The organism is Amycolatopsis sp. NPDC049691 (assembly GCF_040675005.1).
Classification (GTDB): domain Bacteria; phylum Actinomycetota; class Actinomycetes; order Mycobacteriales; family Pseudonocardiaceae; genus Amycolatopsis.
Genome location: NZ_JBFANX010000003.1, coordinates 103,931 through 120,776 on the forward strand (window position 1 = coordinate 103,931; position 16,846 = coordinate 120,776).

Sequence of the window (16,846 nt, forward strand, 5' to 3'; positions counted from 1 at the left end):
CTCCTCGTTGACAGGCTGTGGTGGTCACGCGACCACCTCCGCTTCGGCGTGCCAAGCCGGACCTTCGGGGTACCGGAAGCGCGCCACGGATTCGGGGTGCAGACGGGCGCCGAGCCCCGGCCGCTCGGGCGCGAGGTACCGCCCCCGCTCGACCCGCGCCGGGTCGACGAAGTGCTCGTGCAGGTGGTCCACGTATTCGATGACGCGGTCCTGCCGGGTCCCGCTCACCGCGACGAAGTCGAACATCGCCAGGTGCTGCACCATCTCGCAGAGCCCCACGCCGCCGGCGTGCGGGCAGACCGGCACGCCGAACTTGGCGGCCAGCAACAGGATCGCGATGTTCTCGGTGACGCCGGCGACCCGGCTCGCGTCGAGCTGCAGGATGTCGATCGCCTCGGCCTGCAGCAGCTGCTTGAACACCACCGCGTTGGCCGCGTGCTCGCCGGTCGCCACCTTGATCGGCGCCACGGCCCGGCGGATCGCGGCGTGGCCGAGCACGTCGTCGGGCGACGTCGGCTCCTCGATCCAGTACGGGTCGAACTCCGCCAGCGGCCGCAACCACTCGATCGCCTGCCCGACTCCCCACACCTGGTTGGCGTCGATGGCGATCCGCACGTCCGGGCCGACCACTTCGCGGGCCAGCCGCAGCCGCCGGACGTCGTCGTCGAGATCGGCCCCGACCTTGAGCTTGATCTGGGTGAACCCGTCCTCGACCGCTTCCGACGCGAGCGTCGCCAGCTTTTCCGGCGAGTAGCCGAGCCAGCCGGGGGTGGTGGTGTAGGCGGGGTAGCCCGACGCCAGCAGCTCGGCTTGCCGAGCGGCCCGGCCCGGTTCGGCGCGGCGGAGGATGTCCAGCGCTTCGTCCCGGGTAAGCGCTTCCCGCAAGTAGCGGTAATCGATGAGGTCGGCCAGCTCCGCCGGCGGCAGCTCGGCGAGCAGCCGCCAGACCGGCTTGCCCGCGCGGCGCGCCCGCAGGTCCCACGCGGCGTTGACGATCGCCGCCGCGGCCATGTGGATCGCGCCCTTGTCGGGGCCCAGCCACCGGAACTGGCTGTCGCCGGTCAGCCGGCGGGAAAACCCGCCGAGGTCGGAAAGCGCGTCGTCCACCGGCAGGCCCGTGACCAGCGGCACCAGCGCGCGGACGGCGGCGACCTGGACGTCGTTGCCGCGCCCCACGGTGAACGCGAGGCCGTACCCCTCCTCCCCCGCGCTCGTGCGGATGGTGACGTACGCGGCGGAGTAGTCGGGTTCCGGGTTCATCGCGTCCGAACCGTCCAAGGTCCGCGACGTCGGGAAGCGGACGTCGACGGCGTCGATCGCGCTGATCACCTCGGGCAAGGCCACCACCTCCGTCGAACACGTCCAGCCAGACAACATACGTATGGCTACGCTTTCCGCGCGAAAAAGTCCAGAAGCCAGCTTGTTACCGTGAACGCCTGGTCGAGACATCATATGTCTGCTACCGTCTTCGACGCCGTACCACGAGACCCGTAGCCGAAGCTCTGCCGCTGAGATGAATGCGGGGTCACGATGACAGCTGGAACAGGCACGTCCCGGAGAACCGCGCTGAGGTACCTGGGCGCCGGCGGCGCGACGGCGGCCGCGAGCGCGCTGCTCGCGGCGTGCACGAGCGTCCAACAAGGCCAGAACGGCGGCGGCCGCGCCGGCCCCTTCCCGAGCACGCCGCAGTGGCGGTTCGTGTTCGTCAACCACGTCACCACGAACTCGTTCTTCGTGCCGACCCGGACGGGGCTCGCCGATGCCGCGGCCCTGCTCGGGGTGCCCGAGCCGCAGTGGACCGGTTCGGAAAACGGCAACGTCGCCCAGATGGCGAGCGCCATGGAGACCGCGATCACCGGCAAGGCCGACGGGATCGCCGTCGCCCTGACCGACGACAACGCGTTCGTCGACCTCACCAAACGCGCGCTGGGCCAAGGCATCCCGGTGATCGCCTACAACGCCAACGCCGCCGGCAACTACCCGCTCACCTACGTGGGCCAGGACCTGTACCTGTCGGGCTTCCGGATGGGTCAGCGCATCGCGCGGAAGGTCACCGCCGGCGACATCCTCGTCGGGATCTCCCAGCCGGGCGGCAACAACGTCCAGCCCCGGCTCGACGGCATCACCGACGCGCTCAAGCAGGCCGCGCCGGGCGTGCGCGTCCAGTCGGTGAACACCGGCGCCGAACAGGCCGGCGAGCTGAACGCGATGACCGCCGCCTACACCGGGAACACGGCCGTCAAGGGGATCTACGCGGTCGACGCCGGCAGCACCGCCGCATGCGCGAAGCTGATCGCCGACCGCGGCCTGTCCGGCAAGATCGGCGGTGGCGGGTTCGACCTGCTCGACGACACGGTCACCGGTGTGCAGGGCGGCGCGCTCGACTTCACCATCGACCAGTCCCCGTACCTGCAGGGCTTCCTTTCGGTGCTCTACCTGTACCTGTTCCGGCTGTCCGGCACGCTGGTCGCCCCGCCGGTGACCGACACCGGTCTCACGTTCGTCACCAAGGAGAACGTCGGCCCGTACGCGACGGCCAAGAGCCGGTTCGAAGGCGGTGGCAACAAGGACGTCATCGCGATGCCCGGCTCGATCCCGTTGCCGCCGGCGTCGGTGCTGAGCCGGTAGCGGGCGACGTCGTGAAACCGTTGCTGCTGGGCGTGATGCGGGTCAAGGAACTGAGCATCCTGCTGGTGACGATCGCCGCCGGCGTCTACTTCACGGTGACGACCGACGCGTTCAACTCCGCCGACAACTACCAGACGATCGCGCAGTACGTGGCCCCGTGGGCGATCATCGCGGCGGGGCAGGTGATGCTGCTGATCTGCGGCGAGATCGACCTCTCGGCCGGCTTCGTGTTCACCCTCTCGCCGTTCCTGCTGATGCAGTTCTTCGTCAACGGCTGGCCGCTGTGGCTCTCCCTGTTGGCCGCGATCGTGCTGAGCGCCTCGATCGGCGTGGTCAACGGGCTGATCCGGACCGTGCTCACCATTCCGTCGTTCATCACCACGCTCGGCATGGCGTTCCTGTTGCAGGGCCTGGTGCTCATCATCTCCAACGCCCGGCCGGTCGGGGCGCCGAAGGACAGCGGCCTGCTCGAAGCGTTCGGCGGCGCGCGCTGGACCGAGTTCCTGTGGGCGCTCGGCGTGGTCGTCGTGATGCAGGTGGTGCTTTCGGCGACCCGGTTCGGCATCCACACCCAGGCCACCGGCGGCAACCCGGTCGGGGCCGCGGAGTCCGGTATCCCGGTCAACCGGGTGAAGGTGGTCAACTTCGCGATCACCAGCACCCTGGCCGGGCTCGCCGGGATCCTGCAGGGCACCCGGGTCGGCTCGTACGACCCGACGAACGGCGGGTTCACCACGATGTTCTTCGCGGTGGCGGCGGCCGTGATCGGCGGCACGGCGCTGCTCGGCGGCTCGGGCACGGTGGCCGGCGCGTTCCTGGGCGCGCTGCTGCTGGGCATCGTGTTCGACGGCTTCAACCTGACCGGTGTCAGCGCGAACGCGTTCAACGTGGTGCTCGGAGCCGCGATCCTCGGCGCGATGGTGCTGAACGTGACGCTGATCGTGGTGCGCAAGCGCGTCGGCTCCCGGGAGGTGGCATGACCGACGTCATCCGCGCCGAGGGCATCAGCAAGAGCTTCGGCCCGGTCGCCGCGCTCACCGACATCTCCCTGTGCGTGGGGCGCGGGGAGATCCTCGGCCTCATCGGGGACAACGGCGCGGGCAAGTCGACGCTGATCAAGATCCTCACCGGCTATCACCAGCCCGACGGCGGACAGCTGCTGTTCGAGGGCGAGCCGGTCACGCTGAAGTCCGTCGTGCACGCGCGGTCCCTGGGCATCGAAACGGTGTTTCAGGACCTCGCGATGGTCGACGACCTGCCCGTCTACCTGAACCTGCACCTCAACCGCGAGCTGACGCACCGCCCGCTGCCGTTCCTGCGGCGGCGCGAGATGAAACGCCGCGCCCGCGAGGCACTGGACTCGATCGGCATCTCCATCCCGTCGGTGACCACCGAGGTGGGCATGCTGTCGGGCGGCCAGCGGCAGGCGATCGCGGTGGCCCGGTCGGTGTACTCGAACGCGAAGCTGCTGCTGCTCGACGAGCCGCTCGCCGCGATGGGCGCCAAGGAGAGCGCGGTGATCCTGCGCCTGCTGCGGGAGCTCAAGCACCGCGGTGACATCGCGATCATCCTGATCGCCCACAACTACGGGCAGGTCGTCGACGTCTGCGACCGGGTGAACCTGCTGCAGCACGGGGAAATCACGTTCGACCGGGCATCCGCGGACACCTCGGTGGCCGAGCTGCTCGAACTGGTGAACGCGGAATACCGCCTCGACGGCGGGCCGTAGCCCGGGTGGTGGTCCTTCACCTGGGCTCGGGCCGACCTTGCCGGTCATCCGGCGGACGTGGTTCGCGACGAACCCGGCACGGTGTGCAGTGCAGACTCCCGCCGTTGCTCACTTCGTGCATCCCGCCACCGGCGCGGCCGTGGCTAGCGTGGCCGGAAATCCGTCCACCTCGACCACAGAGGACAGCCGCCCAGGAGGACACATGCCCCACCTCTCGCAGGAGCACTACGACTACGTCGTGGTGGGCGCCGGATCGGCGGGGTGCGCGCTCGCCGCCCGGCTGTCCGAAGACCCGGACGTCACCGTCGCGCTCGTCGAAGCCGGCCCGCCCGCCCGGGGCCGGCTCTTCGAGATCCCCGCCCTGTTCTCGCAGCAGCTCAAGACGGCCTACGACTGGGACTTCGAAACCGAGCCCGAGCCGCACCTCGGCGGGCGGCGCGCCTACCTGCCCCGCGGCCGCGCGATCGGCGGCACCAGCTCGATGAACACGATGCTCTACGTCCGCGGCCACCGCCACGACTACGACACCTGGGCGGAGCTGGGCAACAAGAACTGGGGTTACGACGACGTCCTGCCGTTCTTCAAGCGCTCCGAAGACAACCAGCGCGGCGCCGACGACTTCCACGGCATCGGCGGCCCGCTCACGGTGAGCGACCCGGTGTCCGTGCACCCCCTGCTGCGCGGCTGGGTCGAGGCGGCGCAGGACGCCGGGCACCGGCCGAACCCCGACTTCAACGGCGCCGACCAGGACGGAGTCGGCTGCTACCAGGTGACCCAGCGCAACGGCCTGCGGTGCAGCAGCGCGGTCGCGTTCCTCGGCCCGGCCGCCGGCCGGCCGAACCTGACCGTCCTGCCCTCGACGCTCGCCCTCCGGCTGCGCTTCGACGGCGACCGGGCCACCGGCCTGGCGGTCGACCACCTGGGCGACGTCCGGACGATCGGGGTGGGCCAGGAGATCATCCTGTCGCTGGGCGCGTACAACTCGCCGCACCTGCTCCTGCAGTCCGGCGTCGGCCCGGCGGACGAGCTGACCGCCGCCGGCGTCCCGCCGGTGCACGACCTGCCCGAGGTCGGCCGGAACCTGCAGGACCACGCGGGCTGCTTCCTCAGTTTCTTCAGCAGCACCCCGCCGATCGTCGGACCGGACACCTCGGCCGAGGAGAACCGCTTGCGCGACAAGGGAACCGGGCCGATGGCCTGGACCGAGGCCGGCGGGTTCCTCCGGTCGTCCGACGACGTCCCGGCGCCCGACATCCAGGTGCACGCCGCGCTGGGCATCGTTCGCGACCAGGGGCTGGCGGCACCGCTCGAACCCGGGATGTCGTTCGGACCGTACGTCGCCCGGCCGGCGAGCCGGGGCAGCGTCCGGCTGCGGCATTCCCACCCGTACGCCAAACCGCGGATCGTCCACAACTACCTCGACGACGCCGACGACCGCGCCCGGCTGCGCGAAGGCGTCCGGATGTGCATGAAGATCGCCCGGCAAGGCCGGCTCACCTCGCTGCTCGACGGCGACCTGCGGGCCGCGGCCGACGCCGGGCTCGCCCCGCGGTCCGATGTGGACCGGGACATCGACGACTACATCCGCACCCAGTCGTTCTCGTTCTACCACCCGTCCGGCACCTGCATGATGGGCAAGGTCGTCGACGCCGAACTGCGCGTGCACGGCCTGGCCAACGTCCGGGTCGCCGACACCTCGATCATGCCGACGCTCGTCACCGGCAACACCAACGCCCCGGCCATCATGATCGGCGAACGCGCCGCCGCGTTCATCCGGGGCACCGCACCCGACCAGGAAGACCGCGCCTCATGACCGACCCGTCCGTCGTCACACCCGACGCCAACGGAGAAATCGACACCGACGTCCTCGTCATCGGCTCGGGCATGGGCGGCGGCACCCTCGCCTGGGCCCTGCGCGATTCCGGCGCACGCGTGCTGATCGCCGAACGCGGGGACTTCCTCCCCCGCGAGCCGGAGAACTCCCAGCCCGAGCAGATGTACCTCAAGGGCCGCTACAAGAACGCCGGGCTCTGGTTCGACGGCCGCACGGGCGAGCCGTTCGCCCCGGGCGTCTACTACTGGGTGGGCGGGAACACGAAGTTCTACGGTGCCTCGCTCCCCCGGTTCCGGCGCAGCGACTTCGCCGAGGTCGAGCACCAGGAAGGCCGCTCGCGCGCGTGGCCGTTCTCCTATGACGACCTGGAGCCCTTCTACGGCCGGGCGGAACGGCTCTTCGACGCCCACGGCCAGGTCGGCGAAGACCCGACCGAACCACCGCACTCGACGCCGTACCCCTTCCCGCCGCTCGAGCACGAGCCCACGATCCAGCGGTTCGCGGACTCGCTGACCGCCCAGGGCCTGCACCCGTTCCACACCCCGAACGCGCTGAACGTCGAAACCCAGGAGGACCGGGCCGCCGTCACCACCGCGGACGGCTGCCCGGACGGCACCGGCCGCAAGGCCGACGCCGAGAACCGGGTCGTGCGGCCCGCGCTGGCGGCCGGGGTGAAGATCATGGTGCGCACCGAGGTCACCCGGCTGGTCACGTCCGATGACGGACGCCGGATCGTGGCGGCCGAAGCGCTCAGCGACGGCCGCAAGGTCCGGATCACCGCCAAGCGGGTGGCGCTGGCGGCGGGCGCGGTGAACTCCGCGGCCCTGCTGTTGCGTTCGGCGACGCCGCAGCACCCGGAGGGGCTCGCCAACTCCTCGGGCCTGCTGGGCCGCAACTACATGGTCCACAACAGCACGTTCTTCGTCGGGGTGAATCCGCTGCGCACCAATCCGACCCAGTGGCAGAAGACGCTCGGGGTCAACGACTTCTACGAAGCGGGTCCGGGCACGCCGTTCCCGCTGGGCAACCTGCAGATGCTCGGCAAGCTCCGCGCCCCGATGCTCAAGCCCGCGCGAGCCTGGGCGCCGATGTGGGCGCTGGACTTCATGTCCGCACGCAGCCTGGACATCTACCTGACGACCGAGGACCTGCCGTCCCGGGACAACCGGGTGCGCGTCGACGGCGAGCGGATCCTGATCGACTGGACGCCCACCAACCTCGCGCCGCACCGGGAGCTGGTCCGCCGGGTGACGAAGCTGGTCCGCAAGGCCGGCTACCCGCTGATCTTCACCCAGCGCATGGGCATCGAGACGAACTCGCACATGTGCGGCACCGCGGTGGCGGGCCACGACCCGGCGGGCAGCGTGCTCGACGCGTCCTGCCGCAGCCACGACGTGGAGAACCTGTGGCTGGCGGACGCGTCGTTCTTCCCGTCGTCGGCGGCGCTCAACCCGGCGTTGACGATCGCGGCCAACGCCCTGCGCATCGCGCCGTCGGTCGTCGCCGGGCTGACTGCTTGACGAACGCGAAAAGGCCGCCCCTCCCGGGTTCGGGAGGGGCGGCCTTCGTGCGGTTCAGCGCCGGATCGCCGGCAGGAGCGTGTCGTGCAAGGCCTCGACCTGGTCGGGCTCTTCGCCCGGAAGCGGCGCGAAGACGACGGCGTCGGCTCCCGCCCGCTCCAGGATCTCGAGCTGCCGCACGCAGTCGGCGAGGCCGCCCGAGACAGTCACCTCGCTCAGCGCTTCCTCGGCACTGCGAGCGGTCCCCAGCTGGAACCGCATGAACTCCTGCCCGAGTGCCCGCTCGACGACGGGCCGGAGGGCGGCCCGGGCGGCGTCGCGATCCGGCCGGAGGCACAGCCAGGCGAACACCGTGATCCGCCGGCCGGGACCGACCGCGTCCCGCACCGAGCGGACGTAGGCCGGGCCGGAGCCCTCGGCCAGGATGACGCCGTCGGCCGCCCGGGCCGCGAGCGCCACGCCCTTCGGGCCCCGCACGCCGAGGTGCAGCGTGGGCGGGATCCGCGGCGGGTGGGTCAGCGCGACCTCGTCGAGGCGGACGTGGCCACCGTGCAGCGTCACCGTCTCCCCGGCCAGCAGGCGCCGGACGGCGTCCGTCACCTCCTCGAGCGCGGTCATCAGGCTCGCCGGGTGGGCGCCGACCTGCCGGAGCCAGCCGGGCATGCCGTGCCCGATCCCGGAAAGGAACCGGCCCGGGTGCATCCGGGCCAGTGCGGCGATCTCCATCGCCAGGTAGGCCGGGTTGCGCACGGCCGCGGGGCTGATGCCGAGCCCGACCCGCACCGCCGAGGTCTCCGCGAGGAGCGTGGCCGCCTGGGCGAACCCGCCGGCCAGCCCCAGGTCCTCCACGACCCACAGCTCGTCGAGGCCCGAGTCGTCGATCGGCCGGGCCAGCCCGCGCACGTCCTCGGCGGGCAGGCCGTCCAGCTTGATTCCGTAGTCCACGACCGTCCTCAGAGGTGTTGTTCGGTGGCTCGGGTGCGCCGGTAGTCGTCCTGGCGCTCGTCGGTGACGTAGGCCGGCACCGGGAAGTCCCACCAGCCCGGCACCCACGGCCCGGCCGCGTCGCGGTCCGTCGGGACCTCGACCAACGCGGGCGCCCCGGACTGGACGGCCTTGCGCAGCGTCGGCTCCAGCGCATCCGCGTCGGAGACCTTCCACGACTCGATGCCGAACGACGCGCCGAGCGCGGCGAAGTCGGGGCTGTACGGGGTGCCGTCGGGGCGCGAGAACTCCGTGCCGATGTGGCGGGACGTCTGCTTGCGCTGGCCGCCGCGGATCGACATGTAGCCCGCGTTGTTCTGCACCACGAACACCACCGGCGCGCCCGTGGTCACGCTGAGCGCGATCTCCTGCGCCGTCATGAGGAAGTCGCCGTCGCCGACGACGCACACCACCGGGCGGTCCGGCTGCCCCAGCTTGGCGCCGATCGCCGCCGGGATCGCCCAGCCCATCGACGAAAACCCGCCGGACGTCAGGTGCGTGCGGGGGCCGTAGACCGGGAACGTCTGCTTGACCGCGCCCTGGGTGTTGCCCGAGCCCGCGACGATGATCGCGTCGCGCGGCAGCACCGAGCGCAGCGCGCCCAGCGGCCGCTGGGACGTGAACGGGAAGCGGTCGCTGTCGCGGCGGCCCGCGAGCTTTTCCTCCCAGTCCGCCTTGAGCGAGGCCAGTTCCGCGAGGTACTCCGGCCGGTCGGCGGCCGTGGTGGGCAGGGACGCCGCGATCGCGCCGACCGCGCGCTGCGCGTCGGCGACGATCCCGACCTCGGCGGGGTAGTTCTTGCCGATCTCGTGCGGGTCGATGTCGATGTGGATCAGCTTCGCGGGCGGGATCGAGAAGCTGATCCCCTTGGCGTAGCTGGACGCCGACCAGTCGGTGAACCGGCAGCCGACCGACACGACGACGTCGGCCGAGCTCGCGATCGCGTTGCCGGTCATCGTGCCGGTCTGCCCGACGCTCCCGGCGAACAGGTCGTGGTCCTCGGGGAAGGCGCCCTTGCCGTTCCAGGTCGTCACGACCGGGATCTTCCAGTGCTCGGCGAGCGCGACGACGTCGTCCGACGCGCCGGAGGTGATCGCGCCGCCGCCGACGACGAGCACCGGACGGCGGGCCGCGCGCAGCACCTCCACGGCCCGCTCGACCGCCTCGGGGTCCGGGTGCTGGCGGCCGACCGGCAGCCGGCGGGCGAGGTCGTGCAGGTCGACGTCGGCCGCCTCGGCCTGCACGTCCATCGGCACTTCGAGGTGGACCGGGCCGGGCCGGCCGGTCAGCATCGAGTTGAAGCACCGGTGCAGGACGAACGGCAGCTCCTCGACCCGGGTGACGACCCAGTGCCGCTTGCTGACCGCTTCGGCGACCTTCGGGAAGTCGTTCGCCGTGTAGCGGTCCAGCTCCTGGAGCAGCCCGTGCCCGCGCATGTGGGTCGGCGGGCCGCCGGTGATGACCAGCACGCTGGTCGAGTCCGTGAACGCCGTGCCCATCCCGATCACGGTGTTGCTCGCCCCGGCGCCGATCGAGGTGATCGCGGCGATCGGCCGGCCGGTGGCGCGATAGAAGCCGTCGGCGAGGTGGACGGCGCTCTGCTCGTGGAACGTCTGGATGAACGGGATGTCGGATTCGGCGTCGAGGAAGGCGTCGGTCAGGGACCAGATGCCGTGGCCGGGGATGCCGGCCACGTAGTCGACGCCGTAGTTGCGCAGGGTGCGCGCGACGATCTGGCCGCCGGTGAGGACAGGCATGGTTTTCTCCGCTCTGGCGTGGTGGCTACTTCGCGTCCCGGGCGGCCCAGGCGAAGCCCTGGGCGCACAGCCGGGTGACATCCGGGTTCCGCAGGTCGTCGAGGTCGTGGCCGACGGCGCTGTAGAACACCCGCCCTCGCCCCCACGTCCTGGTCCACGCCTGCGGGATCCGGTACCCGTCGATCCAGGGCACGTGCTCGCCGGTGAAGGTGGTCTCGGCCAGCACGTGGTTGTTCGGGTCGACGGACATGTAGTACTGCTCGGAGGCGACGCGGAAGTCGCCGAGGCCTCGGGTGATCTCGTGCGACTTGTCCACTATGGACACCTCGTACGGGTGCTTGACGCCCTCCCCCGCCGGGTGTTCCAGGAAGCTGCCGCCGAGCAGCCAGTGGTACTTGATGCTCGTGCGGAACGCGGCGGCCGCGCCGTGCCACGCGGCGATCCCGGTGCCCGCCGCGACCGCGCCGAGCAGGCTGTCCTCCTGGGCCGCCGACAGCCCTTCCGACAGCAGGGCGTTGTTCCAGTTGAGCGCGATCAGGTCGTAGCCGGTGAGGTCGGCGTCGAGCGCGAAGACGTCGTTGGTCTCCTCGACGTCGAACCCGAGCTCGGCGAACAGCGGCCGGGCCCATTCTTCGGCGACCTGGTACGGCTGGTGGCCGGGCCAGCCGCCGTAGAGGTAGAGCACGCGTGTCATGAGCTGATGCCTTCCTTCGCAGTGGCCCGGGCCCGCAAGAGGGCGGCGACTTCGAGCGCGTCGCCTTCGGGCGCGGTGGACTTGCGTTCCGGCTTGGCCGCCAACAGGTAGACCAGCCCGACCGCGGACACGACGAGGAACCCGATCAGGGCGATCCACCGGTCCACGAACGGGGTCTCGGCGTCCCCGGTCGGCGCGGCGAGCAGCACCATCGCCAGCACGCCGTAGACCAGCGCGGCGACGTTGACGACCAGCCCGTAGCGGCCCAGCGACCAGGCACCGGCCGGGCGCCAGCCGCGCAGGCGCATGCGCAACGCGGCCAGCACGACCAGCTGGAAGGCCGCGTACCCCGCGAGCACCTGGAACGCGGCGATCCGCACCAGCGAGTCCGGCGAGAAGTAGACGAACACGAAGATCAGCACCGGCAGCACGTTCACCGCGAGCAGCGCGTTGACCGGCACCCGGTGCCGCCGCGAAACCTGGGAGAACACGCGTGAGCCGGGGAACATGTCGTCGCGGGCGAAGGAGAAGACGATCCGGCTCGCCGCGGCCTGCTGGCTCAGCACCCCGGCGATGAACGACGTCAGGGTGACCACCAGGACGAGCTTCGTGCCCACGGTGCCGATCGAGTTCTGCAGGATGGCCGGGATCGGGTTGGTGTCCGCACCGGACACGATCGAAGTCAGGTCGGGCGCGGCGAGCGCGTACCCCGCGAAGGCCAGGATCGCGGCGAGCCCGCCGACGACGACCGTCAGCTGCATGGCCCGCGGGATGCTGCGCGCGGGGTTCGGGACCTCTTCGGCGACCTCGCCGCACGCCTCGAACCCGTAGTAGAGGAAGAGGCCGACGAGCGAGGCGGCCATAAACGCCCCGAAGTAGCCGCCGGCGCCGCCGGTGCCCATCCCGTCGAAGAAGACGGACACCGGGTTGTGGCGCTGGAACACCAGCAGGTAGAGGCCGACCAGGACGATGCCGATGAGCTCGGCGGCCAGGCCGATCTTGGAGATCAGCGCCAGCACCCGGGTGCCGAAGGCGTTGCACACCAGGCAGAACGCGGTCACGGCGAGCGCGATCACCAGCCGCTGCCCGGGTGTCGAGCTGACGCCCGGCTGGGCCGCGGTGCCGCCGAAGAGACTGGCCACGAAGTCCGAGCTGAACAGCGCGGTGCTCGTGATGCCGATGGTGATGCAGCTGATGTAGGTCCAGGCGGTGAACCAGGCGTACCGGCCGTTCCACAACCGGCGCGACCACTGGTAGAGGCCGCCGGCCAGCGGGAACTGCGAGACGACCTCACCGAAGACGAGGGCGACCAGCAGCTGGCCGACGCCGATGACCACGATCCAGAAGATCGACGGCGGGCCGGCGGTCGAGAGCCCGATCGCGAACAGGGACACCACGCCGACGAGCGGCGAAAGGTAGACGAAGCCGAGGGCGAAGTTGCCCCACAGGCTGACTTTGCGGTCGAAGCGCTGCTCGTAACCCAGCGCGGCCAGCAGTTCCGCGTCCTCCGCCGACGACGCGGGCGCGGCCGTGGCGGGTGGGCGGGCTGCTTTTTCCGGTGCTGCCATGACGACCTCCGTCGGTCGAGGCGGGAAGGGGGAGTTGCGGGGCGCCGCTCAGGCGCGGCCGAAGGAGTGCTCGGTCCAGTCGAGCCGGGCCGAGCCGAAGCGGGCGGTGCGGACGTCGCCCGAGCGGGCGTGTCCCTCGAAGTTCTCCAGGCGCGACGCGCGGCCGCAGATCTCGCCCAGCTCCGCGCTGGAGCGGGTGTCCTGGATCTCCTGGTAGGTAACGGTTTTGAGGTACTTGCCGACCCAGAGCCCGCCGGTGTAGCGGGCCGCGCCCAGGGTGGGCAGGACGTGGTTGGTCCCGATCACCTTGTCCCCGTAGGCGACGCAGGTCTTGTCGCCGAGGAAGAGGGCGCCGTAGTTGCGCATGCGGTCCAGCGCGAGCCGCGGCTGAGCGGTGAGGATCTGGACGTGCTCGCTCGCGTAGTCGTCGGCGAGCTCGTACGCCGCGGTGAGGTCCGGGACGACGACGACCTCGCCGTGGTCGCGCCAGGCCCGCCCGGCCACCTCGCCGGTCGGCAGGCCGGGCAGCAGTTCCTCGACGTACTCGATGGTGCGCCGGGCCACCTCCGCCGACGTCGTGATCAGCACCGCCGGGGAGTCCGGACCGTGCTCGGCCTGCGAGAGCAGGTCGGTCGCCACGGTGAACGGGTCGGCGGTGCCGTCGGCGACGATGAGGACCTCGGTGGGCCCGGCGAACAGGTCGATACCGACCTCGCCGAAGAGCTGCCGCTTGGCCTCGGCGACGTAGGCGTTGCCCGGTCCGGCGAGCATTTCGACCGCGGCGACCGTCTCGGTGCCCAACGCCAGCGCGGCGACGGCCTGGACGCCGCCCAGCACGTAGATCTCGTCCGCGCCGGCGAGGTGCATGGCCGCGACGCTGATCGGCGGCGGCGCGCCGCGGTCCGGCGGGGTGGTGGCGGCGACCCGCTCGACGCCGGCGACCTTGGCGGTCACCACGGTCATGTGCGCCGACGCGGTCAGCGGGTACCGGCCACCCGGGACGTACGCGCCGACGGCGCCGAGCGGGATGTTGCGCTGTCCCAAGTAGACACCGGGCAGCGTCTCGACCTCGAAGTCGGTGAGCGAGTCCCGCTGGGCCTGGGCAAACCCCCGCACCTGGCGTTGCACGAACCGCAGGTCGTCCAGCACGGTTTCCGGTACCGAAGCCAGGACGGCGGCGATCTCGTCCGGCCCGAGCCGGAAGGAGTCCGGGCTCCACGAGTCGAACTTCTCCGACCAGCGCCGGACCGCGACATCGCCGTTGGCCCGGACGTCCGCGATGATCTCGGCGACCGTGTCGGCGATTTCCGGGCGGCCGGCGCGCGGTGCCGCGGCCACCACGGGCTTCTTCACGATCATGGACGATGTGGACACTCCGCACTCCTTGCCGTTACGCGAATCCCGGTGGGCTCGACCGTGAATTCTGGGGAAGGCGTGACCCCCGCGACAGACACAAGCCGTGCCACCCCGGGGTCCGGAGTTGCACACACTGGACCGCCGGTCAGCGGCGGCGCGCCCGCCGGTCGAGCAGGTCGTGCCCCCGGACGGCGAGCTGCAGCCGCTGCTGGACTTCGACGTCCGCGAGGTCGAAGCCGAGGACGGCGGTGAGCCGGTCGAGCCGGTGGTAGAGCGTCCGCCGCTGCACGAACAGCTCTTCCGCGGCACGTGCTTTGTTGCCCCCGCACCGGAGGAAGACGCGCAGCGTGGGCAGCAACGGGTTCGAGGCGGTCGCGTCGTGCTCCAGCAGCGGGCCCAGCTCGTCCTCGACGTACCGCGACAGCTCCGGTCCTTCCGCGAGCGCCACCAGGAGCCGCAGGGCCCCGAGTTCGTCGAACCGCAGGAGCTGCCCGGACTGCCCGTCGGCCGCCGACGCGGCGCTGCGGCTCTGGCGGATCGCGGCGGGCAGTGCGGCGGGGGCGACGATCCGGCTGACCCCGCCGCGCAAGCCGTGCTTCGCCAGCCGCGCGAGCAGGTCGGCGTCGCCCGCGCCGGGCGGCAGCCCGACCACCGCGAGGTCGAGATCGCCGAGGTCGCCGACGACCGCGGGGAGACCGGCTTCGCGCAGGACGAGCGCGAGGTCGGCGTCGGCCGCGCGCCGCGTGACCACGGCGATCAGGTCGCGGTGGCGCAGGTCCTGCCCCAGCGCCAGCGCCCGGTCGAGGAACTTCTCTCCCGGGATGTCCCCGAGCTGGAGCCGGTTGAGCAGCGCGCCCTGCCGCTGGGCCGCGCGCGCACCGCTTTCCCGTTCGCTCAGCAGGGTGATCGCGACCGCCGCCGCGGCGCGTTCGAGCGTCCCCAGTTCGACCGGGTGGGGCGGGACGGGACCGTGCAGCAGGTGCAGCCAGCCCCACGACTCCCCGCGCAGCACGACCGGGCGCCGGGCGCAGGCCGCGACGTCGCGGAACGACCCGGCCCGGGCCGTCGGCGCCGCGCGCCCCTCGCGCAGGACCGGTGGGTGCCGCTCGTGGATCGCCCGCGAATGGACGCCCCAACCGGCGACGACGTCGTCCGCTTCGGTGGTGGCGCCGGCGTAGGCGAGCATCCGGTGGGCGACGTCTTCGAGCACGACCGGGTGCCCGGTGCGGCGCGCGACCTCCTTGACCATCCCGACGTAGTCTTCGCCGGCCAGCAGCAGGTCCATGAACGCCTGGCCGGTCGCCTCCTCGGCGATCAGGCGGCTCACCCGCAGTTCCACCAGGACTTCGTGGACCTGCGCCGAAGCTTCGGCGAACGGGATCTCGTCGCGCAGCCCGACGAGCGGCAGCCCGGCCGCCCGCGCCTCGTCGACGACCGCCGCCGGCATCGCCGAGAACATCCGCCCGGCCAGTTCGACGACGAGGACGGCCGCGCGCGCGTCGGCGATCCGCCGGACGAACGCCCGCTGGAGCTCGGCCGTCGCGCCCATGCCCAGCCCGGCCGTCAGCAGCATCTCCTGGCCGGAGAGGAAGCGGTGGATGTCCGGGATCTCGCCGGTGTGGACCCAGCGGACGGGCTGGTCGAGCCGGTCCTCGCCGGCGAGGACCGCCACCTCGGTCCGGCGGAAGACCTCGAGGCCGAGCGCCTCCCGGACGGTCAGGACATCGCCCATCCCGCACTTCCCCGCGCAAAGGTTTCCGCCGTCGCCCGGACCCGCGCCGCGGCCTCGGTCAGCCGAGCCGCGAACGGGTGGTCGGTGCTCGCCCGGGCGGCGATGCGGCCGGCGAGCCCGGCGAGTTCCGGGCCGCCGGGCAGCAGGAGCAGGTCCGCGCCCGCGTCGAGGGCCGCCATGACGGTCTCGGGCAAGGACCGTCCCCTGGTCGTGGCGGGCGTGTCGAGGTCGTCGCTGACGACGAGGCCGTCGAAGCCGAGTTCGCGCCGCAGCAGCCCGACGGTCGCCGCCGACGTCGAGGCGGGTTCGGCCGGGTCGATCGCGGGCACCACCACCGGTCCGGTCATGACGGCGCGCACGCCGGCCGCCACGACCCGCCGGAAGGGTTCCGGGTCGGCCGGGACGGACGCGTCCAGCGTCGTGTCGTGCAGCGCGGGATCGAGGGCGAGTTCCGGGTGGCCGGGGAAGTGCTTCGCGACCGCGAGCACCCCGGCACCCTGGACGCCGGCGACGAACGCGGCCGCGATGCGCCCGACCTCCGCGTGGCCGAAGGGCAGCGTCCGGCCGGTCAGCCACGGGTTCTCGCCGGAGAGGACGTCGAGCACGGGCGCGAGGAACACGGTGACGCCCAGTGCGCGGGCGGCGCTCGCGACGGCGGCCGCGACGGCGGCGATCTCCTCGTCGGGCAGCCCGCGCAGGACGTCGGGGGCCGGGAAGGCGGGCACCAGGTCGTGCAGCCGCGCGATGCCCCACGGCTCCTGGTCGACGGCGAACAGGAGCGGCTCGGCGGCGGCGTCGGCCAGTTCGGCGGTGAATGCCTCGAAGTCCGCGGCCGACTCGGCGGCCCGGCGCTCGGGAGTCATCGTGCGGGCGACGTATTCGGCGCGGGTCTCCCCGATCAGGACCGCTCGCGTACCCCGTCCGACCAGGTCGCGAAGCCACGGTTCGGCCGTCAGCCCACCCGCGACGGGCAGCAGGACGGCATGCGCGGCACGCTCGAATTCGGTCACGTTCGCCCTTTCCTCGACTCCGCTGAGTAGTTAG

13 protein-coding genes are annotated in these 16,846 nt (G+C 71.9%); 5 read left to right on the plus strand and 8 right to left on the minus strand.

Annotated features, from left to right (window positions below):
- Positions 1-24 precede the first annotated feature (24 nt).
- On the minus strand, positions 25-1,338 hold the full coding sequence (locus tag AB0J40_RS07555; RefSeq protein ID WP_364448954.1) for an enolase C-terminal domain-like protein: 1,314 nt from the start codon (positions 1,336-1,338) through the stop codon (positions 25-27).
- A 192-nt stretch (positions 1,339-1,530) separates the two neighbouring features.
- Between AB0J40_RS07555 and AB0J40_RS07560 the strand changes: the two genes are divergently transcribed.
- The 5 genes from AB0J40_RS07560 (at position 1,531) to AB0J40_RS07580 (ending at position 7,711) form a co-directional block, all read left to right on the plus strand.
- Positions 1,531-2,628: a substrate-binding domain-containing protein gene (locus AB0J40_RS07560; protein ID WP_364448956.1), complete on the plus strand. Its 1,098-nt coding sequence runs from the start codon at positions 1,531-1,533 to the stop codon at positions 2,626-2,628.
- Between the two features lie 11 nt (positions 2,629-2,639).
- Positions 2,640-3,608, plus strand: a complete 969-nt coding sequence (locus tag AB0J40_RS07565; protein ID WP_364448959.1) for an ABC transporter permease — start codon at positions 2,640-2,642, stop codon at positions 3,606-3,608.
- Positions 3,605-4,357 carry an ATP-binding cassette domain-containing protein gene (locus tag AB0J40_RS07570; protein ID WP_364448962.1) on the plus strand — a complete coding sequence of 251 codons (753 nt, stop codon included), beginning with the start codon at positions 3,605-3,607 and terminating at the stop codon, positions 4,355-4,357. Before AB0J40_RS07565 ends, AB0J40_RS07570 begins: the two co-directional genes overlap by 4 nt.
- A 202-nt stretch (positions 4,358-4,559) precedes the next feature.
- Positions 4,560-6,170 (plus strand): GMC family oxidoreductase N-terminal domain-containing protein, encoded by a 1,611-nt coding sequence (locus tag AB0J40_RS07575; RefSeq protein ID WP_364448963.1) that lies wholly within the window; start codon positions 4,560-4,562, stop codon positions 6,168-6,170.
- Complete coding sequence (locus tag AB0J40_RS07580; protein WP_364448966.1) at positions 6,167-7,711, plus strand: GMC family oxidoreductase; 1,545 nt, start codon at positions 6,167-6,169, stop codon at positions 7,709-7,711. The genes AB0J40_RS07575 and AB0J40_RS07580 overlap by 4 nt, the downstream gene beginning before the upstream one ends.
- A 54-nt stretch (positions 7,712-7,765) precedes the next feature.
- Here AB0J40_RS07580 and AB0J40_RS07585 read toward each other — a convergent pair whose 3' ends face one another.
- The 7 genes from AB0J40_RS07585 to AB0J40_RS07615 form a co-directional block, all read right to left on the minus strand.
- Entirely contained in the window at positions 7,766-8,656 is an 891-nt protein-coding gene (locus tag AB0J40_RS07585) for an LLM class flavin-dependent oxidoreductase (RefSeq protein WP_364448967.1), read from the minus strand.
- Between the two features lie 8 nt (positions 8,657-8,664).
- Positions 8,665-10,452, minus strand: a complete 1,788-nt coding sequence (locus AB0J40_RS07590) for a thiamine pyrophosphate-binding protein (RefSeq protein WP_364448970.1) — start codon at positions 10,450-10,452, stop codon at positions 8,665-8,667.
- Positions 10,453-10,477: 25 nt separating this feature from the next.
- Positions 10,478-11,146, minus strand: a complete 669-nt coding sequence (locus AB0J40_RS07595) for a ThuA domain-containing protein (protein WP_364448973.1) — start codon at positions 11,144-11,146, stop codon at positions 10,478-10,480.
- The gene (locus tag AB0J40_RS07600) at positions 11,143-12,714 is read right to left on the minus strand and encodes an amino acid permease (protein ID WP_364448975.1); all 1,572 of its coding nucleotides are present in this window, start codon (positions 12,712-12,714) and stop codon (positions 11,143-11,145) included. The genes AB0J40_RS07595 and AB0J40_RS07600 overlap by 4 nt, the downstream gene beginning before the upstream one ends.
- Positions 12,715-12,762: 48 nt before the next feature.
- Positions 12,763-14,088 carry a histidinol dehydrogenase gene (hisD, locus tag AB0J40_RS07605; protein WP_364448978.1) on the minus strand — a complete coding sequence of 442 codons (1,326 nt, stop codon included), beginning with the start codon at positions 14,086-14,088 and terminating at the stop codon, positions 12,763-12,765.
- Positions 14,089-14,215: 127 nt separating this feature from the next.
- Entirely contained in the window at positions 14,216-15,802 is a 1,587-nt protein-coding gene (locus AB0J40_RS07610; RefSeq protein ID WP_364448979.1) for a PucR family transcriptional regulator, read from the minus strand.
- On the minus strand, positions 15,787-16,812 hold the full coding sequence (locus AB0J40_RS07615) for a glycoside hydrolase family 3 N-terminal domain-containing protein (protein WP_364448982.1): 1,026 nt from the start codon (positions 16,810-16,812) through the stop codon (positions 15,787-15,789). The genes AB0J40_RS07610 and AB0J40_RS07615 overlap by 16 nt, the downstream gene beginning before the upstream one ends.
- Positions 16,813-16,846: the final 34 nt, after the last annotated feature.

Bases quoted from the DNA above. Each gene is read 5' to 3' on its own strand.
- AB0J40_RS07560 (WP_364448956.1), top strand. From the start codon at position 1,531: ATGACAGCTGGAACAGGCACGTCCCGGAGAACCGCGCTGAGGTACCTG.
- AB0J40_RS07595 (WP_364448973.1), bottom strand. From the start codon at position 11,146: ATGACACGCGTGCTCTACCTCTACGGCGGCTGGCCCGGCCACCAGCCG.
- AB0J40_RS07610 (WP_364448979.1), bottom strand. From the start codon at position 15,802: ATGGGCGATGTCCTGACCGTCCGGGAGGCGCTCGGCCTCGAGGTCTTC.
- AB0J40_RS07580 (WP_364448966.1), top strand. From the start codon at position 6,167: ATGACCGACCCGTCCGTCGTCACACCCGACGCCAACGGAGAAATCGAC.
- AB0J40_RS07570 (WP_364448962.1), top strand. From the start codon at position 3,605: ATGACCGACGTCATCCGCGCCGAGGGCATCAGCAAGAGCTTCGGCCCG.
- AB0J40_RS07590 (WP_364448970.1), bottom strand. From the start codon at position 10,452: ATGCCTGTCCTCACCGGCGGCCAGATCGTCGCGCGCACCCTGCGCAAC.
- AB0J40_RS07600 (WP_364448975.1), bottom strand. From the start codon at position 12,714: ATGGCAGCACCGGAAAAAGCAGCCCGCCCACCCGCCACGGCCGCGCCC.
- AB0J40_RS07575 (WP_364448963.1), top strand. From the start codon at position 4,560: ATGCCCCACCTCTCGCAGGAGCACTACGACTACGTCGTGGTGGGCGCC.